Here is a 16079-nt window from a genome sequence, read left to right as displayed (position 1 = left end):
TCAGTGCCGCCGGGAGGTCAGCCTGGCCGAGATCGTGCGGATCACCGACCGCGGCAGGAACTTGGCCACCGTGATCGCGGTCTTCCACAGCGGGGTCGGCACCGAGATCACCCGGCCGCGGTCCAGGTCGACGAGCGCGTCGGCGACCAGCCGGTCCGCATCGATCCAGGCCCAGCTGGGGATCGAGCTGGCGTTGATGTTGGCCCGATCGTGGAATTCGGTGTGCACCCAACCGGGGCAGAGCGCGGTCACCGTCACCCCGGTGCCGCGGAGCTGGGTGGCCAGGCTCTCGGAATAGCTGGTCACCCAGGCCTTGATCGCCGAATAGTGGCCCATCGCGACGAAACCGGCGGTGGAGGAGGTGTTCAGGATCCGGCCGTGCCCGCGGGCCTTCATCGCCCGGGCGGCCGCGCCACCGAGAACCAGCACCGCCCGGCACATCACGTCCAGGGCCCGCTCATCGACGGCGGTGTCGGGGTTGAGCAGGTTGGAGCTGAGCCCGAAACCGGCGTTGTTGATCAGCACCTCGATCGGCCGGTCCGGGTCCTCGAGCCGGTCCGCGACCCGCTGGGTCTGCTCCCGGTCGGCCAGATCGGCGGTCAGCGTCTCCACCTCGACCCCGTAGCTGCTGCGCAGCTCCGCGGCGTAGGTCGCCAGTCGGTCGGCGTCGCGGGCGACGAGCACCAGATCGTCGCCGCGGGCGGCGAGCTGGCGGGCGAAGGTCGCGCCGATACCGGCCGTTCCTCCGGTGATCAGGGCAGTGGGCATGCCCGCACCCTATCGACGCCGGTACGCCGGGTGCGAGCCGTGACCACTGGCGGCGTACCGGCGGCGTATCGTGCCGGGGGTGGCCGATGACCAGTCCGAGGCGGTGCGCGCGGATCCCGCGCTCGCATGGCACTACACCAACGGGCCGGGGCTGATCTCGATCCTGCGGTCGCACACCCTGTGGGCCACGTCGGCGGCCTTCCTGAACGATCGGCACGAGGTGCAACTGGGGGGCCGGCTGATCGCCGAGCGGGCCGCCGCCCGGGCGGCCGGGCAGGGGCGGCCGGAACTGGACGAGCGGCTGCGGCGGATCTCCGAGGACGGGCTGGGGCCGGCAGCGTCCCGGTTCTACATCCTGTCGGCATCCCAGTTGTGGGATTCGCTGGCGATGTGGCGGCTCTACGGCGGCGCGCAGGAGTCGTACGCGATCGGGCTGGACACCCGCGAGCCGCTATCGGTGCTGAGCGGACGGTCGACCGGTGCGGACGACCCCGGCCCGGTACCGGGGTTGTTCCTGCAGCGGCAGAGCTGGGCCCCGGTCCGCTACACCCCCGAGCGGCAGGCCGAACTCGCCGACACCGTGCTGGACGGGATGGACGCCCAGCTCGCCGAGCTGCGCACCCTCGGCATCGACCCCGGGCAGGTGCCGGATTCGGCCGCCGATCGGGAGGCCGCTGAACCCGACCCGCGCGATCGCTTCGACACCCAGTTGCCGGCCGCAGTGCGGGACAAGATGGCCGCGCTGTTCGAGGACATGCAGCAGGCGCTGCTGCTGATCAACCATCCCGGCTTCATCGACGAGCGGGAGACCCGCTACTCGCTGATCCTGCAGGCCCACCCGGGGTTTGCGGAGGCGGTGCGGGCCGAGGACGCGGCGCTGAACTACCGGCCGACCGGCTACGGCATCGCGCCCTACCTGCGGCTCACCGGCGCGGCACCGGGTCCGGCCGAGCGGACCGGCAGCCTGACCTCGACCGCGCGCGCCCTGCCGGTCCGGGCCGTGGCGATCTCCCCCTCACCCAACGGTGCGGTCGCCGCCGACTCGGTACGCCGGTTGCTGGCAGCGTCCGGTTACGGGGAGGTACCGGTGCTGCGGTCGGAGATCCCGTTCCGCGGTTGAGTGCTCAGACGCGTTCGCGCAGCCAGTCCAGGTCGGCGCGGTGTTCGTCGACCCCGCCCGGGGTCTCCAGCATCAGCGGTGCCCCGGCGAGCCGGCAGACCTCCGCCAGGCCCTCGGGATCACAGTTCCCGCTGCCCAGGTTGGCGTGCCGGTCGGCGCCGGAGTCGAAGTCGTCGCGGGAGTCGTTGATGTGCACCAGGTCGATCCGGCCGGTGATCTCCTGCACCCGGCCGACCAGGCCGAGCAGTTCGTTGCCGCCGGCGTGTGCATGACAGGTGTCCAGGCAGAAACCGACCTGGTCGCCGCCCTCGGCGGAGAGCACCGCGGCCCAGAGCCGCTCGATCCGCTCCAGGTGCCGGGCCATCGCGTTACTGCCGCCGGCGGTGTTCTCGATCAGCACCGGCACCGGCATCTCCAGCCCGTCGATCGCCTTGCGCCAGTTGTCGAAGCCCTTCTCCGGATCGTCCTTGGCGCCGAGATGTCCGCCGTGCACGATCACCCCGGCGGCGCCGACCTCGGCGGCCAGGTTGACGTGCTGCTGCAGCAGCTTGCGGCTGGGGATCCGGATCCGGTTGTTGAAGGTGGCGACGTTGAGCACATAGGGAGCGTGCACATAGAGCGTCACCCCGGCATCGGCCGCGGCCTGCCTGAGCCCGTCCGCACCCCCGGCGTACGACACCACCGGCGCCTTCCAGCCCTGCGGATCCCCCAGGAAGAACTGGGCCACGTCGGCGCCTCGCGCCACCGCCTCGGCCACCGGATCGGTCTGTTCGACATGGGCTCCCATCAACATGCCGCCGACTCTAGCGAGCCGCCCCGACACCCACCCCGACACGAAGATGTCAGGGGTTATGCACGGTCGCAAGGGGGTCCGACCATGAGGTTGGACCCAAGAGATCAAAAGGTCAGGCGGGCAGGCCGAGTACGCCCGGGTCGAGGTGTGCGTCGATCGCGTCGGCGACCCGGTTCAGCATCGTCTCCCGACGCTCCGCGAACCCGGGTACGCCCGCAGCGGGCCGCCAGTCCGATCCGGACTCGGCCGCGATCCGGCTCAGCCAGGCCCGCCGGAAGGCATCGGATTCGAAGCAGCCGTGCCACATCGTCCCCCACAGCGGACCGAGCCGCAGCCCACCGGGGAACGGATCGGCCTCGGCCACCGGGGCCACCGACCCGTGATGGACCTCGTACCCGGCCACCTCCAGACCCTGCCAGACACCCCTCGGCAGCCCGAGGGTCTTCTCCGCGGTGAACGTCACCCGGGTCGGCAACAGCCCCAACCCGGGCACCAGACCGGCACCGGATTCGACCGGGTCGTCCAGGGTGTCGGCGAACATCTGGAAGCCACCGCAGATGCCCAGCACCGGACGGCCCAGGCGGACCCGCTCGGCGATCGCCTCGGCGAGTCCGCGTTCGCGCAGCCAGCCCAGATCGCTGACGGTGGCGCGACTGCCCGGCAGCACCACCAGGTCGGCACCGAGCACCGTCGCCGGGCTCGCGGTGACCAGCACCTCGACCCCCGGTTCGGCGGCCAGCGCCTCCACATCGGTGGCGTTCGAGACCCGCGGCAACCGGACCACCGCCACCCGCAGGCTGCCCTCACCCGGGCGTACCGCCGCCTCGCTCCAGCGGTCCGGCCGCAGCGCATCCTCGGAGTCGATCCAGACCTCGGCCAGCCAGGGCAGCACCCCGGCGAACGGGACACCGGTGCGGGCGGTGATCTCGTCCAGGCCGGGTTGCAGCACCGCCTCGTCGCCGCGGAATCGGTTCACCACAAAGGATCTCAGCAGTTTCTGGTCGGCCGGATCCAGCAGCGCCCAGGTGCCGTAGAGGGCGGCCAGCAGCCCGCCGCGGTCGATGTCGCCGACCACGCTCACCGGCAGCCCGAATCGTCGCGCCAGGCCGAGATTCACATAGTCACCGCGACGCAGGTTGATCTCCGCCGGGCTGCCCGCACCCTCGCAGATCACGACGTCGAAGTCGGCGGAAAGCTCTTCGTAGGCGGCGAATGCGGCCTCCGCCAGGTGCTGCCGGCCGGTTGCATAGTCACCGGCCTCCAGGGTCTCGGCGGCCCGGCCCCGGAGCACCACGAACGCGCGCCGATCGCTGCCCGGTTTGAGCAGCACCGGGTTCATCGCCGAGCTGGGTGCCACTTGGGCGGCGACGGCCTGGGTCCACTGCGCCCGACCGATCTCGACCGCACCGCCGTCCGGATCCAGGCACACCATCGAGTTGTTCGACATGTTCTGCGCCTTGAACGGTGCGACCCGGATTCCCTTCCTGGCAAGGGATCGGCAGATGCCGGCGACCAGCAGCGACTTGCCGGCATCGGAGTTCGTACCGGCGATCAGCAGCCCGCTCACTCGTCGACCTGGGCGGCGGCGGCCTGGGCGGACTTCACCACCGAGGGCATGCCGAGCCCGTCGAAGGCCGACCCGACCAGGCGTACGCCGCTGCCGGTCAGCCGCTCCCGCACGCTCGCGATCCGGGCCGCATGCCCGACCTCGAGCTGCGGGTACGCGCCGTTCCAGCGGGTGACCAGGCTGTCGAGCGGCCGCTCGGCGATCCCGGTGAGCTCGGCGACCTCCTTGTGCACCTGCCGGGCCAGCGCGGTGTCGTCGTGCAGGTCGAGCACATCGCTGCCGGCGCGGCCGGCGGAGGCCCGGATCACGAACACCTCGTCGGAGGACAGGTGCTGCCACTTGCGGGAGAGGAAGGTGGCGGCCTTCACCATCCGACCGGAGCGGGAGTTCAGCAACAATCCGTTTCCGCCTGCCAGGGTTGGATTCTTCGCGACCGCGGCCGGATAGGCGAGCACGATGGTGGCCACGTCGGCGACCCGGCCGAGCGCGAGCTCGGCGGCGACCTCGGGGTGGTGCGGGGCGAGCAGGTCACCGGCCACCCGGGCCGGGACGGCGAGCAGCACCTCGTCGGCGACCAGCGTCTCGCCGTCGGTGACCACCTGCCACTCGGCCCCGGTACGCCGCAGCTCCCGCGCCGGCGTACCGACCCGTACCGGCGCCTCGGCCGCCAATGCGTCGACCAGCCGCCGCAGGCCGTCGCCGAAGGAGGCGAACATCGGCACCTTCGCCGCACCCGGCGGCGGGGTGGGCCGCTTGCGCAGCACCAGCGAGCGACCCTCCCGGGCCACCGGCAGCAACTGGGGGGCGGTGGAGACCAGGCTGAGCCGATCCACATCACCGGCGTGCAGGTTGCCGAGCAGCGGGTCGACGAAGGTCTCGGTCACGGCCCGGCCGAAGCGCCGGCTGGTGAAGGCACCGACCGAGAGGTCACCGGAGATCTTCCGCGCGAACAGCGGCTCCATCCCGGCGCGGGCGAGCGCGATCGGGGAGAGCAGTCCGGAGCGGATCACCGGCCCGAGCCGGGTGGGGCCGGTGGGCCCGACGCCGGCCGGCAGCGGGGTCAGCCCGCGCCGGGTGTGCAGCCAGGAGCTGCCGGGATTGGCGCCGACGACGGACTCGGTGAGCCCGAGTGAATCGACCAGGGCGGCGAGCTGCGGGGCGCCCAGGTGCATCGCCTCGGCGCCCACGTCGACCGGGAGCCCGCGGAAGTCCACGGTGCGGACCTGACCACCGACCCGGTCACCGGCCTCCAGCACGCTCACCTGATGACCCCGGCCGATCAGTTCCCGGGCCGCGACCAGCCCGGCCAGTCCGGCTCCGACGATGACGATGCGCTTCACCCCGGCGAGGTTACTCGGGAAATCGGGACCTCGATCCCAGGTCGAAGCGGGGCTGCTCGGATCACCGCTGCTGAGGTAGCCTGAATCCATGAGGCGCACACCCAGAAGGCCCCTGCGGGTCAAGGCCCGGACGCAGCCGCGCGTCCCGGTGGCCGCGCTCGCCGCCGCGCTGTTCGCCTTCGTCGCCCTGACGCTGGTCGCGCTGCTGGGCCAGGGCACCTTCACCGGTTCGGGGCTGCTCGCCGACACCGGTTCCAGCCTGAGTGCGTGGGGCCTCGGCGCGATCGCGGTGATCGTGCTCGTCGGCATCGCCTGCCTGGTGATCGGCCGGCTGCGCGGGGACTCCCACACCGACTGACGCACACCGCACAGACGCGGAGAGCCGCCCAGGACTCGAGGTCTCGGGCGGCTCACGCTTTGGACGGCCCTGCCAGTGCGCCTCTCGGCGAGTGGCCGCTCGCAGCGGCTATGGGTTGGGGCCCGGGGCATGTCCAGGACCGTCGCTGGGTACAACTGTCGGCCGTCCGGTTTTGTTCCCGGGTGGCGCGAGTCATTCGGCGTAGGCCAGGACCCGCGGGAAGAGCACGTTGTTCTCCTTGTGCACGTGCTCGTGCAGATCGCGCTCCATCCGCGCGAGCCGCTGCATCACCTGCTGATAGGACTGGCACCCGTCCGCCGGCGTACGGAAACCGTCGGTCAGTCCATGCAGCTCGGTGAACAGCTCACCGACGTGGTCGTGCTCGCGGAGCATCTGGGTGATCGGGCTGCGCAGTGCCGTCGCGAGCGGCCCCCGGTCACCGGGGGCGAGCGCGTCGAGCCGCTGCAACCGGGGGAAGATGATCCGCTCCTCCTTGAACAGGTGCGGTTCCAGGTCCGCCATCGCCAGCCGGTACGCCTCAGCGACTCGGGCCAGTTCGTGGTGCCGGGTGCCGTGCACCCGGTGCACCTTGTCCAGCAGGGTGCCGAGCGGACCCATCTCCCGCCACAGGTAGCGGTGGTGCACCTCGATGATGTGGGCCGCCAGGGCCCCGACATCCAGCGACTGCCATTCGGGGGCCGGTTCGGGATCGGGCAGGTTCAGTGCGGAGGCGACCAGCTCGGCGTCCAACTCCGCGGCCGCGCAGGCCTCCCCGAGTGTGCGGGCCCCGCCACAGCAGTAGTCGAGCCCGAAGCTCTCCAGTACGCGCGCCCGGCGCGGGTCCGCGGTGACCAGGTCACCCAATTGCTGGGTGACCGGAATCGCTGTGCTCATGGGTCTTCCTTCCATCGGTGCCGGGCAGTCGGGCCTGCCAACTGGCGGCGGGGGTGTTCGCGAGGTCGTGCAGCAACGCACCGCGGGCTCTGCTCCACGCCTGGTGGACGACGCAGGGGGTCAACCCACCGCAGGGCCGGTCGACGACCACGCACTGTCCGGTATCGGTGGGTCCGTCGACGGCCTCGATGACCTCCAGCACGCTCAATCGCCCGGCCTCCGGGTGCAGCAGATATCCGCCGCTGGGCCCGGGCTCGGAGCGGACGAATCCGGCCTTGACCAGCGGATTGACCACCTGCGCGACGAAACCGGGGGTGGTGTCGAGTGCCGCGGCCAGGGCGCCGGACTTCAGCCGGCCGCGCTCGGTCAGCACGGTGATCGCCTGCACTGCGAGCTCGGCTCGCCGCGTCACCTCTAGTCTCATAGTAGGAGACTAAACAATTCATCGGGTGGGGTGCATCAGGTCAGACCACAAACCGCCACGCCGTGCAATAAGGTAACGATTCGGTCACGGCCCGGGCCACCGACTATCCGTTGTGAACCGGCACACACCAGTGTTGCTCCCACGACGAGGCCTCACCCCGGGCCCGTGCGACCACGGTTGCGGGGCAGGTGACTCCAGGGGGGACGATGACCGCAACCAGTGACCAGACATCGTCCTTCGCCGCGGCCGACATCGGCCGACCCGAAACCCCCGCGGGCCGGTTACGAGCCCGTCGACAACCCCGGTGGATGGCGGCCGGTGTGTTGGCGATCGCGCTCGGCGGACTCGGGGCGACCCTGCTCTGGCAGGAACTCACCACCGCCCAGCAGGTGGTCGTGGTGCAGCGCACCATTCCGCGTGGCGAACCGATCCGCGCCGGTGACCTGCGCGCGGTCGAGGTCGGCAGCATCTCCGAGGTCTCCACCGTTCCGGCTGCCGAGATCCCTTCCCTGGTTGGGAAACGGGCGTTGGTTGACCTCTCCGAGGGATCGATGCTGCCGAACGGTGCGGTGGGTACGCCCAGTCTGGACCGCGGCGTCACCCAGGTCGGGCTCAAACTTGCCCCGGGGCGGTTGCCGAGCGGCGAACTGCCCCAGGGCACCCCGGTCCGTCTGGTTCCCCTGGAGGACCAGCGGCAGGGCCCGGGGCAGAGCGCGGCACCGCTGCCTGCGGTGATCACCGCCAGCATCGCCTCACCCCCGCGGACCGGGCCGGACGGCGTCGCCACCCTCCTCGACGTCCGCGTCGACCAGGCCCTGGCCCAGCAGGTGGCCGAGCTCGCGGCCGCCGAACGGCTCGCCCTGGTCAAGGAAGCCGGTCGGTGAGATGGCGCTGCTGCTGCTCACCTCCGCGGCCGGTGCTCCGGGAGTCACGACCACCGCGCTGGGGCTGGCGCTGCACTGGTCGGGGGACTCGTTGCTGGTCGATGCCGACCGGCAGCCCTCGCAGGCGATCCTCGCCGGGCACCTGCACGGCGTCTCCGGTCTGGGCCGCGGCCTGACCGGTCTCGCCCGGGTGCAACGGGAGCGTCGTCCGCTGGCCGCCGAGCTGACCGTGCACTGCCTGCGGCTGGGCAGCGCCGACGAGGAGCACCGCCGGATGCTGCTGCCCGGCTTCAGCCATCCCGGTGCGCCGGCGCTCTTCGGCCCCGTCTGGGGTGAACTCGCCGACACCCTGCACCGGCTCTCCCTCGGTGGCACCGGTGTGGTGGTCGACGCCGGTCGGATCGGTGAGGGCCTGCCCGCCCCGCTCGCCGCGGCCGCCGATGTGGTCCTGGTGGTCACCCGCTGCACGCTGCGGCAGCTCGCCGGCGTACGCCTCCAGCTCCCGGTGCTGCAGCAGCGGATCGACCAGCTCGGCTCCGGAACCGCGCTGGGGCTGCTGCTCATCGGCCCCGGGAATCCCTATGGGGCCAAGGAGATCGCCGAACAGTTCGGCGTCGAGGTCTGGGCGAGCCTGCCGGAGGATCCGGCTGCGGCCCGGGTCTGGTCCGACGGTTACCCGGCACCTCGCCGCTTCACCCATTCCCCACTGGTGAAGGGAATCCGCTCGGCCGTGTCCTCGCTGGCGATCCGCACCCAGACCACCCAGGTCCGCTCATGAGCAGCGGGCCGCAGGTTCGCCTGGACCAGGTCGAACTGTTCCATGCACCGGTGCTCGACCCCAGCAGCACCCCCGGGCTGATCACCGGCATCCCCACCGCGTTCAGCCCCGATCAGCTCGCCGAGACCCACCGCGCCGTGCACCGCGCCGAGGAGGCGGTGGACTGGGGCCTGGTGGTGGCGCTGCGGCGTACCGCCGGCACGCGGATCACCGAACAGGTGCAACACGAGGCGGATCAGCAACGACCGCTGAGCGAACCGGATCGACGTCGGATGAGCCACGCCACGATCCGCCGGGTGGTGCACGAACGCGCCGAGCAGTTGCAGGCCGAGGGCCAGGCGATGTGGTCCACCGAGCTCGAGGAGGCGTACACCCGCGCGGTGGAGAGCGCGATGTTCGGTTACGGCCGGTTGCAACCGTTGTTCGAGATCGCCGAGGCCGAGAACATCGAGATCCACGGGCACGACTCGGTGGTCGTGCAGTACGCCGACGGCACCCGCCGCAGCCATCCACCGGTCGCGGACAGCGACGACGAACTGGTCGAGGCGATCCGCTTCCTCGGTGAGCAGGCCAGCCCGAGCAGACCCTTCGACGACGCACATCCCACCATGACCCTGGCGCTGGGCGACCGTTTCCGGTTGCACGCCATCGGTTTCGGACTGGCCTTCCGGCCCTCGGTCACGATCCGGCAGCACACCCTGGTCGATGTCACCCTGCCCGATCTGGTCGCTGCGGGCATGCTGCCCGAGGCGGTCGCACGCTATCTGCACGCGGCCATCCAGGACCGGCGGTCGATCGTCATCTCCGGTGACCAGGGCGCGGGCAAGACCACCCTGCTCCGCGCCCTGATCGCGGCGATCCCCGACACCGAACGATTCGGGACGATCGAGACCGACTACGAACTGCTCACCCATCTGCAGCCGACCCGCCGCAACATGATCGCCCTGCAGGCGCGGATCGGCCTCGGGGAACGCCAGGACGGTCGGCCGCTCGGTGAATACACGGTGGCCGATCTGCTGCCCGAGGCGCTGCGGCAGAACCTGACCCGGATCGTCGTCGGCGAGGTGCGCGGCGTCGAGGCGGCGGCCATGTTCGAGGCGATGAGCGCCGGGGCCGGCACGATGAGCACCACCCACTCCCACTCGGCCTCGGCGACGATGGACCGGTTGGCGATGCGGATCGCCCAGGGCGGGTCCCTGCAGATGGCCGATGCCTACCGCCAGATCGCGCACAACATCGGCTTCCTGGTGCACGTGACGCTCATCGATGACACCTGGCGCGGTGGGACCCGGCAGCGGTTCGTCTCCGAGATCCGCCAGCTCACCGGCACCTTCGAGGGTGAGCGGCCCACCACGCATCTGTGCTACCGCAGTCTCGGCCCGGGTGACCCGGAGACCTTCTTCCGGCCCGATCCGCTGACCAGCCAGGAACTCGCCCGGTACGCCGCCGCCTGGCCGGGGCGGTCGTGAACGCCGCACTCGCGGCCGCCGTGGGCGCGCTGCTGGCGGCGGGAATCCTGATGCTGGCCCACGGTCTGATCCCGCGACCGGTCGCCGAAAGCTCATCCAGCAGGGAAAACCTGGCACAACGCTGGGCGCGGCTCAGCCGGCGACCGCCCGGACCCAGGGGTCGGCGCCGGGACCGGTTGCTGCTCATCGCACTGGGTGCCGGGTTGATCGGTTACCTGGCCACCGGGTGGCTGCTGCTGATCCCGCTGGCGCCCCTGCTGGTGCTCGGTATCCCTTATCTGCTGGGCGATCCGCCCAATCGCGAGGTCGAACTGCTCGGTGCGCTGGATCGCTGGGTGCGGTCGCTGGCGGCGACGCTGCCGATCGGCCAGTCGATCGTCGATGCCATCCGCGGTTCGGTGCGGACCGCCCCCGAACTGCTCGTACCACACCTGCGGCACCTGGTCGGCCGGCTCGATCAGCGGTGGAGCACCCGCGACGCGCTCACCGAGCTCGCGGACCGGTTGCACAGTCCCGATGCCGATGCGGTGCTGGCCGCGCTGACCCTGGCCGCGCATCGGGGTGGCACCGGCGCCACGCTGACCCTGAACGAGCTCTCCGATTCGATCAGCGAACGGCTGAAAGCCCTGCGAGACATCGAATCCGAGCGGGCGAAGCCGCGGGTCGTGGTACGCCAGGTCACGGTGATCAGCGTGCTCGTGCTCGGCGGCGCGCTGCTCACCGGGGGTGAGTTCTTCGCGCCCTATCGGACCCCGCTGGGTCAGTTGATCCTGGCCGTGCTGCTCGCCGCCTACGTCGCTGCCCTCGTCGCGATGCGGCGGATGACCGCGCCGGTCCGCCGGGAACGGATCCTCACCTCCGGCCAACAGGCCGCCGATCGGGTCGAGACGGGCGCGGAATGACCGGCCAGCAGCTCTCCGGACTGGTCCTGCTCACCGGCATGCTGATCGCCGGCGGACTGGCCGCGGTGGCGTACGGTCTGCGTCGCAGCCATCCCCGGTTGGCCGATGCGCTGGCCGAACTGGACGGCCACCCCGCCGGTGGTGTGACGGCCCCGACGGCGAGCGCGACCCGGGGCAGTGAACGGGCCGGGCTGTGGCTCTACCAGCACAGCCCGATTCCGTTGCACAGCAGCCAATTGCGGCTGCTCGAGCTGCGCAACAAGTCGGTGGCCGAGTTCTTCGCCGACAAACTCGTGCTGGCGCTGCTCGGGCTGTGCGTGCCGACGATCCTCGGTGCGGTCTTCACCATCGCGGTCGGCATCCCGGTGACCGTACCGGCGGTGCTCGCCCTGGTCGGGATGCTGGCCGGCTGGTTCGCGCCCGATGTCCAGCTGCAGCGCGCCGGCGAACGATCGCGCAGCGACGCCCAGGAGGCACTGTTCAGCTACTTCGATCTGGTCACCCTGGAACGGTTGGCGAATCGGTCGGCGACCCAGTCGCTGCAGTCGGCGGCGATGGCCTCGGACCATCCGTTGTTCCTGGCGATCCGCGGCGCCCTGCTGCGTGCCCGGCTGGAGCAGCAGGCACCGTACGCCGAGCTGCGCCGGCTGGCCGACCGGCTCCGGTTGCCGCAGCTCGCCGACATCGCCGATGTGATGCAGCTGGACGAACAGGGTGCGGCGGTGGCGGGCACGTTGCGGGCCCGGGTACGCGAGCTGCGCGACGCGCACCTCACCGAGGCCCGGATCGCCGCCCACGCGGTGAGCGAACGGATGACCGTGTTCATGGCGATCCCCGCGATGGTGTTCGGTCTGATCTTCCTGGTACCCCCACTGATTCGGCTGATCGGCTGACATCGACCCCCAGAAATCGGCCTGTAGAGGGTGGGAGCACTCAGCAACCACCCGGGGCCCGCACCGAAGGAGACCAACGATGACCCGCACCAATCCGCTGCACCTGTTGCTCGGGGTCCTGCTGACCCTCGCCGCGATGGGTGGCAGCGCGCCGCCCAGGCGCGACGAGCGGGGCCTGTCGCAGTCGACGGAGAACGCGATCCTGCTGGCGGGGGCGGTGACGATCGCCGGTCTGGTGATCGCGGCGGTCACCGTCTATGTGCAGGGCAAACTGCCCAAGTGAGCCATCGTGCACACCAGGGATGAGCGGGGCCTCAGCGAATCGGTGCAGTGGGCCATGCTCACCCCGGTGCTGCTGCTCACCCTGCTCGGCGGCATCCAGGCGGGCCTGTGGTGGCACGGCCGGAACACCGTGCTGCATGCCGCCGCGGCGGCGGCCGAGGCGGAGTCCGCGCTCGGCAGCGGGCAGGGTGCCGGGTCGAGCGCAGCGGCATCGATCGCGGCCGCGGGCGGGCTCACCGGTGTGGAGGTCTCGGTACGCCGCAGCTCCTCCACCGTGGATGTCGAGGTCACCGGCCGGATCCCCCTGCTCGTCGACCTCGGCATGAGCCGGGTCACCGAACGGGCCAGCTCACCGGTGGAGCACCGATGAGGCGCCGCGATGAGGCCGATCGCCGGGGTGAGCGCGGGGCGACCGCGCTCGAGGTCGCGGTGCTGACACCGGTGGTGCTGATGGTGGTGGCGGTGATGGTCGGCGGTGCCCGGGTCTGGTTCGCCCGTGCCGCGGTCGCCGATGTCGCGCACAGTGCCGCGCGGGCCGCCTCGTTGGCCCGCGATCCCGGGGCCGCACGGCAGCAGGCCCAGGCGGCGGCCGCCAGCGGATTGTCCACCGCGGGGCTGCGCTGCACCGGGCGGTCGGTCAGCGTCGACGTCAGCGGTTTCGCGGTCGCGGTGGGTACGCCGGCCCAGGTCACCGCGCGGGTGCAGTGCCGGGTCGAGCTGGCCGACCTGATCGGGTTCGGGCTGCCCGGTTCGGTGGACGCCTCCGCCCAGGCCGTCTCGGCGCTGGACACCTACCGGAGGCGTTGATGCGATTCGTCCGCGGCCTGCTCGCCCTCGCGCTGCTGCTCGGCACGATCGGCGGCGCGCCCTGGCTGCTGCTCCGCGCCGGCCGGCTGGGTGAGTTGGCCCGGTTGTCGACCGATTTCCCCGCCGTGCTGCTCACCCCGGACAACGGCACCCTGCTGCTCGGTGTGCTCACCCTCCTCGGGTGGCTCGCCTGGGGTGTGTTCTCCCTGTCGGTGCTCGGTGAGCTGCTCGGGATGCTCAGCGGGCGGCGGATCCGGGTCCGGCTACCGGGTCTCTCCCGCCCGCAGGCCCTCGCCTCGGTGCTGCTGGTGAGCGTCGCGGCGATGCTCACCGCACCGGCGGCCACCGCATCGGCACTGCCACCCGAAGGAACCCACCCGGTGCCGACCCCCGACCATGTCGCCACCGCCGACCAGACCCCGACCCCGGCCTCGGAACCTGCCGCCGAACAGTGGCTGCGGCACCGGGTGCAGCGCGGGGAGAGCCTCTGGACGATCGCGGAACAACACTACGGTGACGGCCGGCAGTGGGCACGGATCGCCGAGGCCAATCCGTTCGTCACCGATCCCGACGAGATCGAGGTCGGCTGGTTGCTGAGCCTGCCCGGGATCCAACCGGCCCCGGCAGCGGAACCGGCACCCGACCCGCCACCGGCGCCACCCCCGACCGCCACGCCGACACCGGGCACCGCACCCGCCCAGCTGTGCGCCATGCCGGCCGCGATACCGCCCCCTCCGGCCGCCGCCGAGCCGGTGGCGAACCAGACCCGGACGCCCGCGGACCCCGCGCTCACCCCCGCCGCACGGATCGCGTTGGCCGCCGCCGGGATCAGTTCGCTGACCGCGGCCGCCCTGCTCGGCCGGGTCGCGGTCCGCCGCCAGGTCCAGCTCACCCGGCGGCCACCCGGCCGGCAGCTGCTGCCGCCGACCCCGCCGCAACAACACCTGGAGAGCGCCCTCGGCCAGGCCCAGGATCCGCTCACCCTGACCACCCTGGACCTGGCGCTGCGCGCCCTCGGCCGGCACTACCGCGCGGTCGGGGAGCCGTTGCCGTCCCTCGGTGCGATCCTGGTCGGTGAGGACCGGATCAGCATCGCGGTGGACCGGATTCCGGGCACCCTGCCGGTCGGCTTCCACGCCGATGCCACCCACCTCTGGCTGGACGCGACCGGGGCCACCGAGCTGGCCGGCCTCGGGCTCGAGGGTGAACCCTGCCCCTATCCCAGCGTGGTCTGCCTGGGCGAGCTGCCCGACGATCGGTTGCTGCTGCACGATCTGGAGACCATCGGCCTGCTCGGGCTGGCCGGTGATGCGGAACCGGTGACCGGCGTGCTCGACGCACTGCTGCTGGAGCTGGGTTGTTCCTGGTGGGGAGCGGGCCAGTCGATCACCGTGATCGGTGCCGACGCCGCCCTGCCCGAGGCGGTCGGTGAGGTCGGCATCCGGGTGTCACCCACCCTGTCCCCGGTGCTCGACGAGCTGGAGACCGAACGGGCCCGCCGGCCCGACACCGACCGCCATCCCCGCGATCTGCGCACCCGGCCGGAGCTGGCGGAGGCGTGGCGACCGCGGGTGCTGCTGATCCACGATCCGCTCGCCGCCGGTGAACTGGAACGGCTCTCCGCCCTGACCGAGACCCGCCTGCTGATCGCGGTGGTCGCCGATCCGCGGATCCCGGGTGCCGAGATCCGTACCGCGCCCGAGCTGTCGGTGCTGCCGAACGGGATCGAGTTCCGCGCCCAGCAACTGGGCGCGCAGACCCGGGCCAACCTGGTCGGGCTGCTGGAGCGTACCGATGCCACCGTGACCCGACCGGCGCCGTGGTGGTCCGCCCCGGTCGAGGAGTACGCCGAATCGCCCGACCCCTACCCGAACGTCACCCCACTGGGCCCGAGGCGGGCCGATCCGAGCACCGAGGAGCCCGCTGCCATGGACGCCCACGAACCGACCCTGCACCCAACCGCGACCCGGACGAGCGCCGCCGCGCACCCGCTGGTCCTGTTGATGGGCCCGGTCGAGCTGGTCGGCGCCCGCGGCGAGACGCCCACCCGGGCCCGCCGGCAGTGCATCGAATACTGCGCCTGGCTGTTGGAGAACCCGAACGCCACCTCGGCGATGATGGCCAACGCGCTGTTCGTCGCCGAGGGCACCCGGCGCTCCAACATGAGCCGGCTCCGTGCCTGGCTGGGTGACGACGGCGCCGGCGAACCCTATCTGCCGGACGCCTATTCCGGACGGATCTCCTTGCACAGTGCGGTTTCCTCGGACTGGCAGCGCATCCAGCTGCTCACCTTCGGCGGCATCGACTGGTGCGCCGAGGGCAACCTGGTGCAGGCCCTGGAGCTGGTCCGCGGCGCCCCGATCGCCGACGCCGCACCCGGGCAGTGGCACTGGGCCGAGGAGTTGCGGACCGATATCGCCTCGATGGTCCGCGACATCGGTCTGGTGCTCGGCGCGCGGGCGCTGGAGCGCGGGGACCTCGACCTGGCCCGCTGGGCGGCCAACCGGGCCCTGATCGCCGCCCCGGAGGACGAGCGGTTGCTCTGCCTGCGGGTGCGCATCGAGCACCGCGCCAACAACCCTGCCGAGGTGGAACGGCTGGCGCTGCGGATGGTCCGGCATGCCCGCCGGCTCAACATCGACCTGGACGAGGAGACGGTGGAACTGCTGCAACAGGTGATGGAGGGTCAGCCCCGCAACCGCGGCCTGCTCGCCTGAAGAGTGGTGCGATCCATCGAGCCCTCGGGCCATCCATCGAGTGCTGCAGCGCGCGACGGGTGCACCTGGGATTCGATGGATCG

General features: G+C 71.7%; 17 protein-coding genes. 11 read left to right on the top strand and 6 right to left on the bottom strand.

All coding sequences use genetic code 11. The features are described 5' to 3' along the window. A complete protein-coding gene (locus tag BI335_RS12875) occupies window positions 1–768 on the bottom strand; it encodes an SDR family NAD(P)-dependent oxidoreductase (RefSeq protein WP_094356862.1) in 768 nt (255 codons plus the stop codon). Between the two features lie 79 nt (window positions 769–847). Between BI335_RS12875 and BI335_RS12870 the strand changes: the two genes are divergently transcribed. Beyond that, on the top strand, window positions 848–1888 hold the full coding sequence (locus BI335_RS12870; protein ID WP_094431370.1) for a hypothetical protein: 1041 nt from the start codon (window positions 848–850) through the stop codon (window positions 1886–1888). A 4-nt stretch (window positions 1889–1892) separates the two neighbouring features. On the opposite strand, the gene BI335_RS12865 is transcribed toward BI335_RS12870, so the two are convergent. From BI335_RS12865 to hemG, 3 genes are all read right to left on the bottom strand, one after another. Then, on the bottom strand, window positions 1893–2681 hold the full coding sequence (locus tag BI335_RS12865) for a deoxyribonuclease IV (protein ID WP_094431368.1): 789 nt from the start codon (window positions 2679–2681) through the stop codon (window positions 1893–1895). Between the two features lie 112 nt (window positions 2682–2793). Beyond that, complete coding sequence (locus tag BI335_RS12860; RefSeq protein WP_094431366.1) at window positions 2794–4248, bottom strand: cobyric acid synthase; 1455 nt, start codon at window positions 4246–4248, stop codon at window positions 2794–2796. Next, entirely contained in the window at window positions 4245–5588 is a 1344-nt protein-coding gene (gene hemG / locus BI335_RS12855) for a protoporphyrinogen oxidase (RefSeq protein WP_172421890.1), read from the bottom strand. Before hemG ends, BI335_RS12860 begins: the two co-directional genes overlap by 4 nt. 88 nt (window positions 5589–5676) lie before the next feature. On the opposite strand from hemG, the gene BI335_RS21495 reads away from it, so the two are divergent. Next, window positions 5677–5946 carry a hypothetical protein gene (locus BI335_RS21495; protein ID WP_172421889.1) on the top strand — a complete coding sequence of 90 codons (270 nt, stop codon included), beginning with the start codon at window positions 5677–5679 and terminating at the stop codon, window positions 5944–5946. A gap of 192 nt (window positions 5947–6138) precedes the next feature. On the opposite strand, the gene ric is transcribed toward BI335_RS21495, so the two are convergent. Then, complete coding sequence (gene ric, locus BI335_RS12850) at window positions 6139–6840, bottom strand: iron-sulfur cluster repair di-iron protein (protein WP_172421888.1); 702 nt, start codon at window positions 6838–6840, stop codon at window positions 6139–6141. After that, on the bottom strand, window positions 6803–7252 hold the full coding sequence (locus BI335_RS12845) for an RrF2 family transcriptional regulator (RefSeq protein WP_208109240.1): 450 nt from the start codon (window positions 7250–7252) through the stop codon (window positions 6803–6805). Before BI335_RS12845 ends, ric begins: the two co-directional genes overlap by 38 nt. 218 nt (window positions 7253–7470) lie before the next feature. Here BI335_RS12845 and BI335_RS12840 point away from each other — a divergent pair, with 218 nt between their 5' ends. The 9 genes from BI335_RS12840 to BI335_RS12800 all read left to right on the top strand — a co-directional run bounded on the left by BI335_RS12840 (window position 7471) and on the right by BI335_RS12800 (window position 15996). Further along, entirely contained in the window at window positions 7471–8148 is a 678-nt protein-coding gene (locus BI335_RS12840; protein WP_094356856.1) for an SAF domain-containing protein, read from the top strand. A 1-nt stretch (window position 8149) separates the two neighbouring features. Beyond that, window positions 8150–8926 carry a P-loop NTPase family protein gene (locus tag BI335_RS12835; RefSeq protein ID WP_094431359.1) on the top strand — a complete coding sequence of 259 codons (777 nt, stop codon included), beginning with the start codon at window positions 8150–8152 and terminating at the stop codon, window positions 8924–8926. Next, window positions 8923–10395, top strand: a complete 1473-nt coding sequence (locus BI335_RS12830) for a CpaF family protein (protein WP_094431357.1) — start codon at window positions 8923–8925, stop codon at window positions 10393–10395. The genes BI335_RS12835 and BI335_RS12830 overlap by 4 nt, the downstream gene beginning before the upstream one ends. Beyond that, on the top strand, window positions 10392–11297 hold the full coding sequence (locus tag BI335_RS12825) for a type II secretion system F family protein (RefSeq protein WP_094431356.1): 906 nt from the start codon (window positions 10392–10394) through the stop codon (window positions 11295–11297). Before BI335_RS12830 ends, BI335_RS12825 begins: the two co-directional genes overlap by 4 nt. Continuing rightward, window positions 11294–12190: a hypothetical protein gene (locus BI335_RS12820; protein ID WP_094431354.1), complete on the top strand. Its 897-nt coding sequence runs from the start codon at window positions 11294–11296 to the stop codon at window positions 12188–12190. Before BI335_RS12825 ends, BI335_RS12820 begins: the two co-directional genes overlap by 4 nt. A gap of 79 nt (window positions 12191–12269) precedes the next feature. After that, window positions 12270–12473 (top strand): hypothetical protein, encoded by a 204-nt coding sequence (locus BI335_RS12815; protein WP_094426336.1) that lies wholly within the window; start codon window positions 12270–12272, stop codon window positions 12471–12473. A gap of 6 nt (window positions 12474–12479) precedes the next feature. Beyond that, a complete protein-coding gene (locus tag BI335_RS12810) occupies window positions 12480–12842 on the top strand; it encodes a TadE/TadG family type IV pilus assembly protein (RefSeq protein ID WP_094431351.1) in 363 nt (120 codons plus the stop codon). Further along, window positions 12839–13279, top strand: coding sequence for a TadE/TadG family type IV pilus assembly protein (locus BI335_RS12805; RefSeq protein ID WP_094431349.1), 441 nt, complete (start codon window positions 12839–12841; stop codon window positions 13277–13279). The genes BI335_RS12810 and BI335_RS12805 overlap by 4 nt, the downstream gene beginning before the upstream one ends. After that, the gene (locus BI335_RS12800) at window positions 13279–15996 is read left to right on the top strand and encodes a LysM peptidoglycan-binding domain-containing protein (protein ID WP_094431347.1); all 2718 of its coding nucleotides are present in this window, start codon (window positions 13279–13281) and stop codon (window positions 15994–15996) included. The genes BI335_RS12805 and BI335_RS12800 overlap by 1 nt, the downstream gene beginning before the upstream one ends. Window positions 15997–16079 lie beyond the last annotated feature (83 nt).

It is taken from the genome of Enemella evansiae (assembly GCF_002250705.1).
Taxonomy (GTDB): domain Bacteria; phylum Actinomycetota; class Actinomycetes; order Propionibacteriales; family Propionibacteriaceae; genus Enemella; species Enemella evansiae.
The sequence above is the reverse complement of the archived record's forward strand: the minus strand, read 5'-3'. Positions and strand labels throughout refer to the sequence as shown.

Coding starts and splice junctions, on each gene's coding strand:
- BI335_RS12865 (WP_094431368.1), bottom strand. CDS start 2,681: ATGTTGATGGGAGCCCATGTCGAACAGACCGATCCGGTGGCCGAGGCG.
- BI335_RS12805 (WP_094431349.1), top strand. CDS start 12,839: ATGAGGCGCCGCGATGAGGCCGATCGCCGGGGTGAGCGCGGGGCGACC.
- ric (WP_172421888.1), bottom strand. CDS start 6,840: ATGAGCACAGCGATTCCGGTCACCCAGCAATTGGGTGACCTGGTCACC.
- BI335_RS12800 (WP_094431347.1), top strand. CDS start 13,279: ATGCGATTCGTCCGCGGCCTGCTCGCCCTCGCGCTGCTGCTCGGCACG.
- BI335_RS21495 (WP_172421889.1), top strand. CDS start 5,677: ATGAGGCGCACACCCAGAAGGCCCCTGCGGGTCAAGGCCCGGACGCAG.
- BI335_RS12815 (WP_094426336.1), top strand. CDS start 12,270: ATGACCCGCACCAATCCGCTGCACCTGTTGCTCGGGGTCCTGCTGACC.
- BI335_RS12820 (WP_094431354.1), top strand. CDS start 11,294: ATGACCGGCCAGCAGCTCTCCGGACTGGTCCTGCTCACCGGCATGCTG.
- BI335_RS12835 (WP_094431359.1), top strand. CDS start 8,150: ATGGCGCTGCTGCTGCTCACCTCCGCGGCCGGTGCTCCGGGAGTCACG.
- BI335_RS12830 (WP_094431357.1), top strand. CDS start 8,923: ATGAGCAGCGGGCCGCAGGTTCGCCTGGACCAGGTCGAACTGTTCCAT.
- BI335_RS12875 (WP_094356862.1), bottom strand. CDS start 768: ATGCCCACTGCCCTGATCACCGGAGGAACGGCCGGTATCGGCGCGACC.
- BI335_RS12840 (WP_094356856.1), top strand. CDS start 7,471: ATGACCGCAACCAGTGACCAGACATCGTCCTTCGCCGCGGCCGACATC.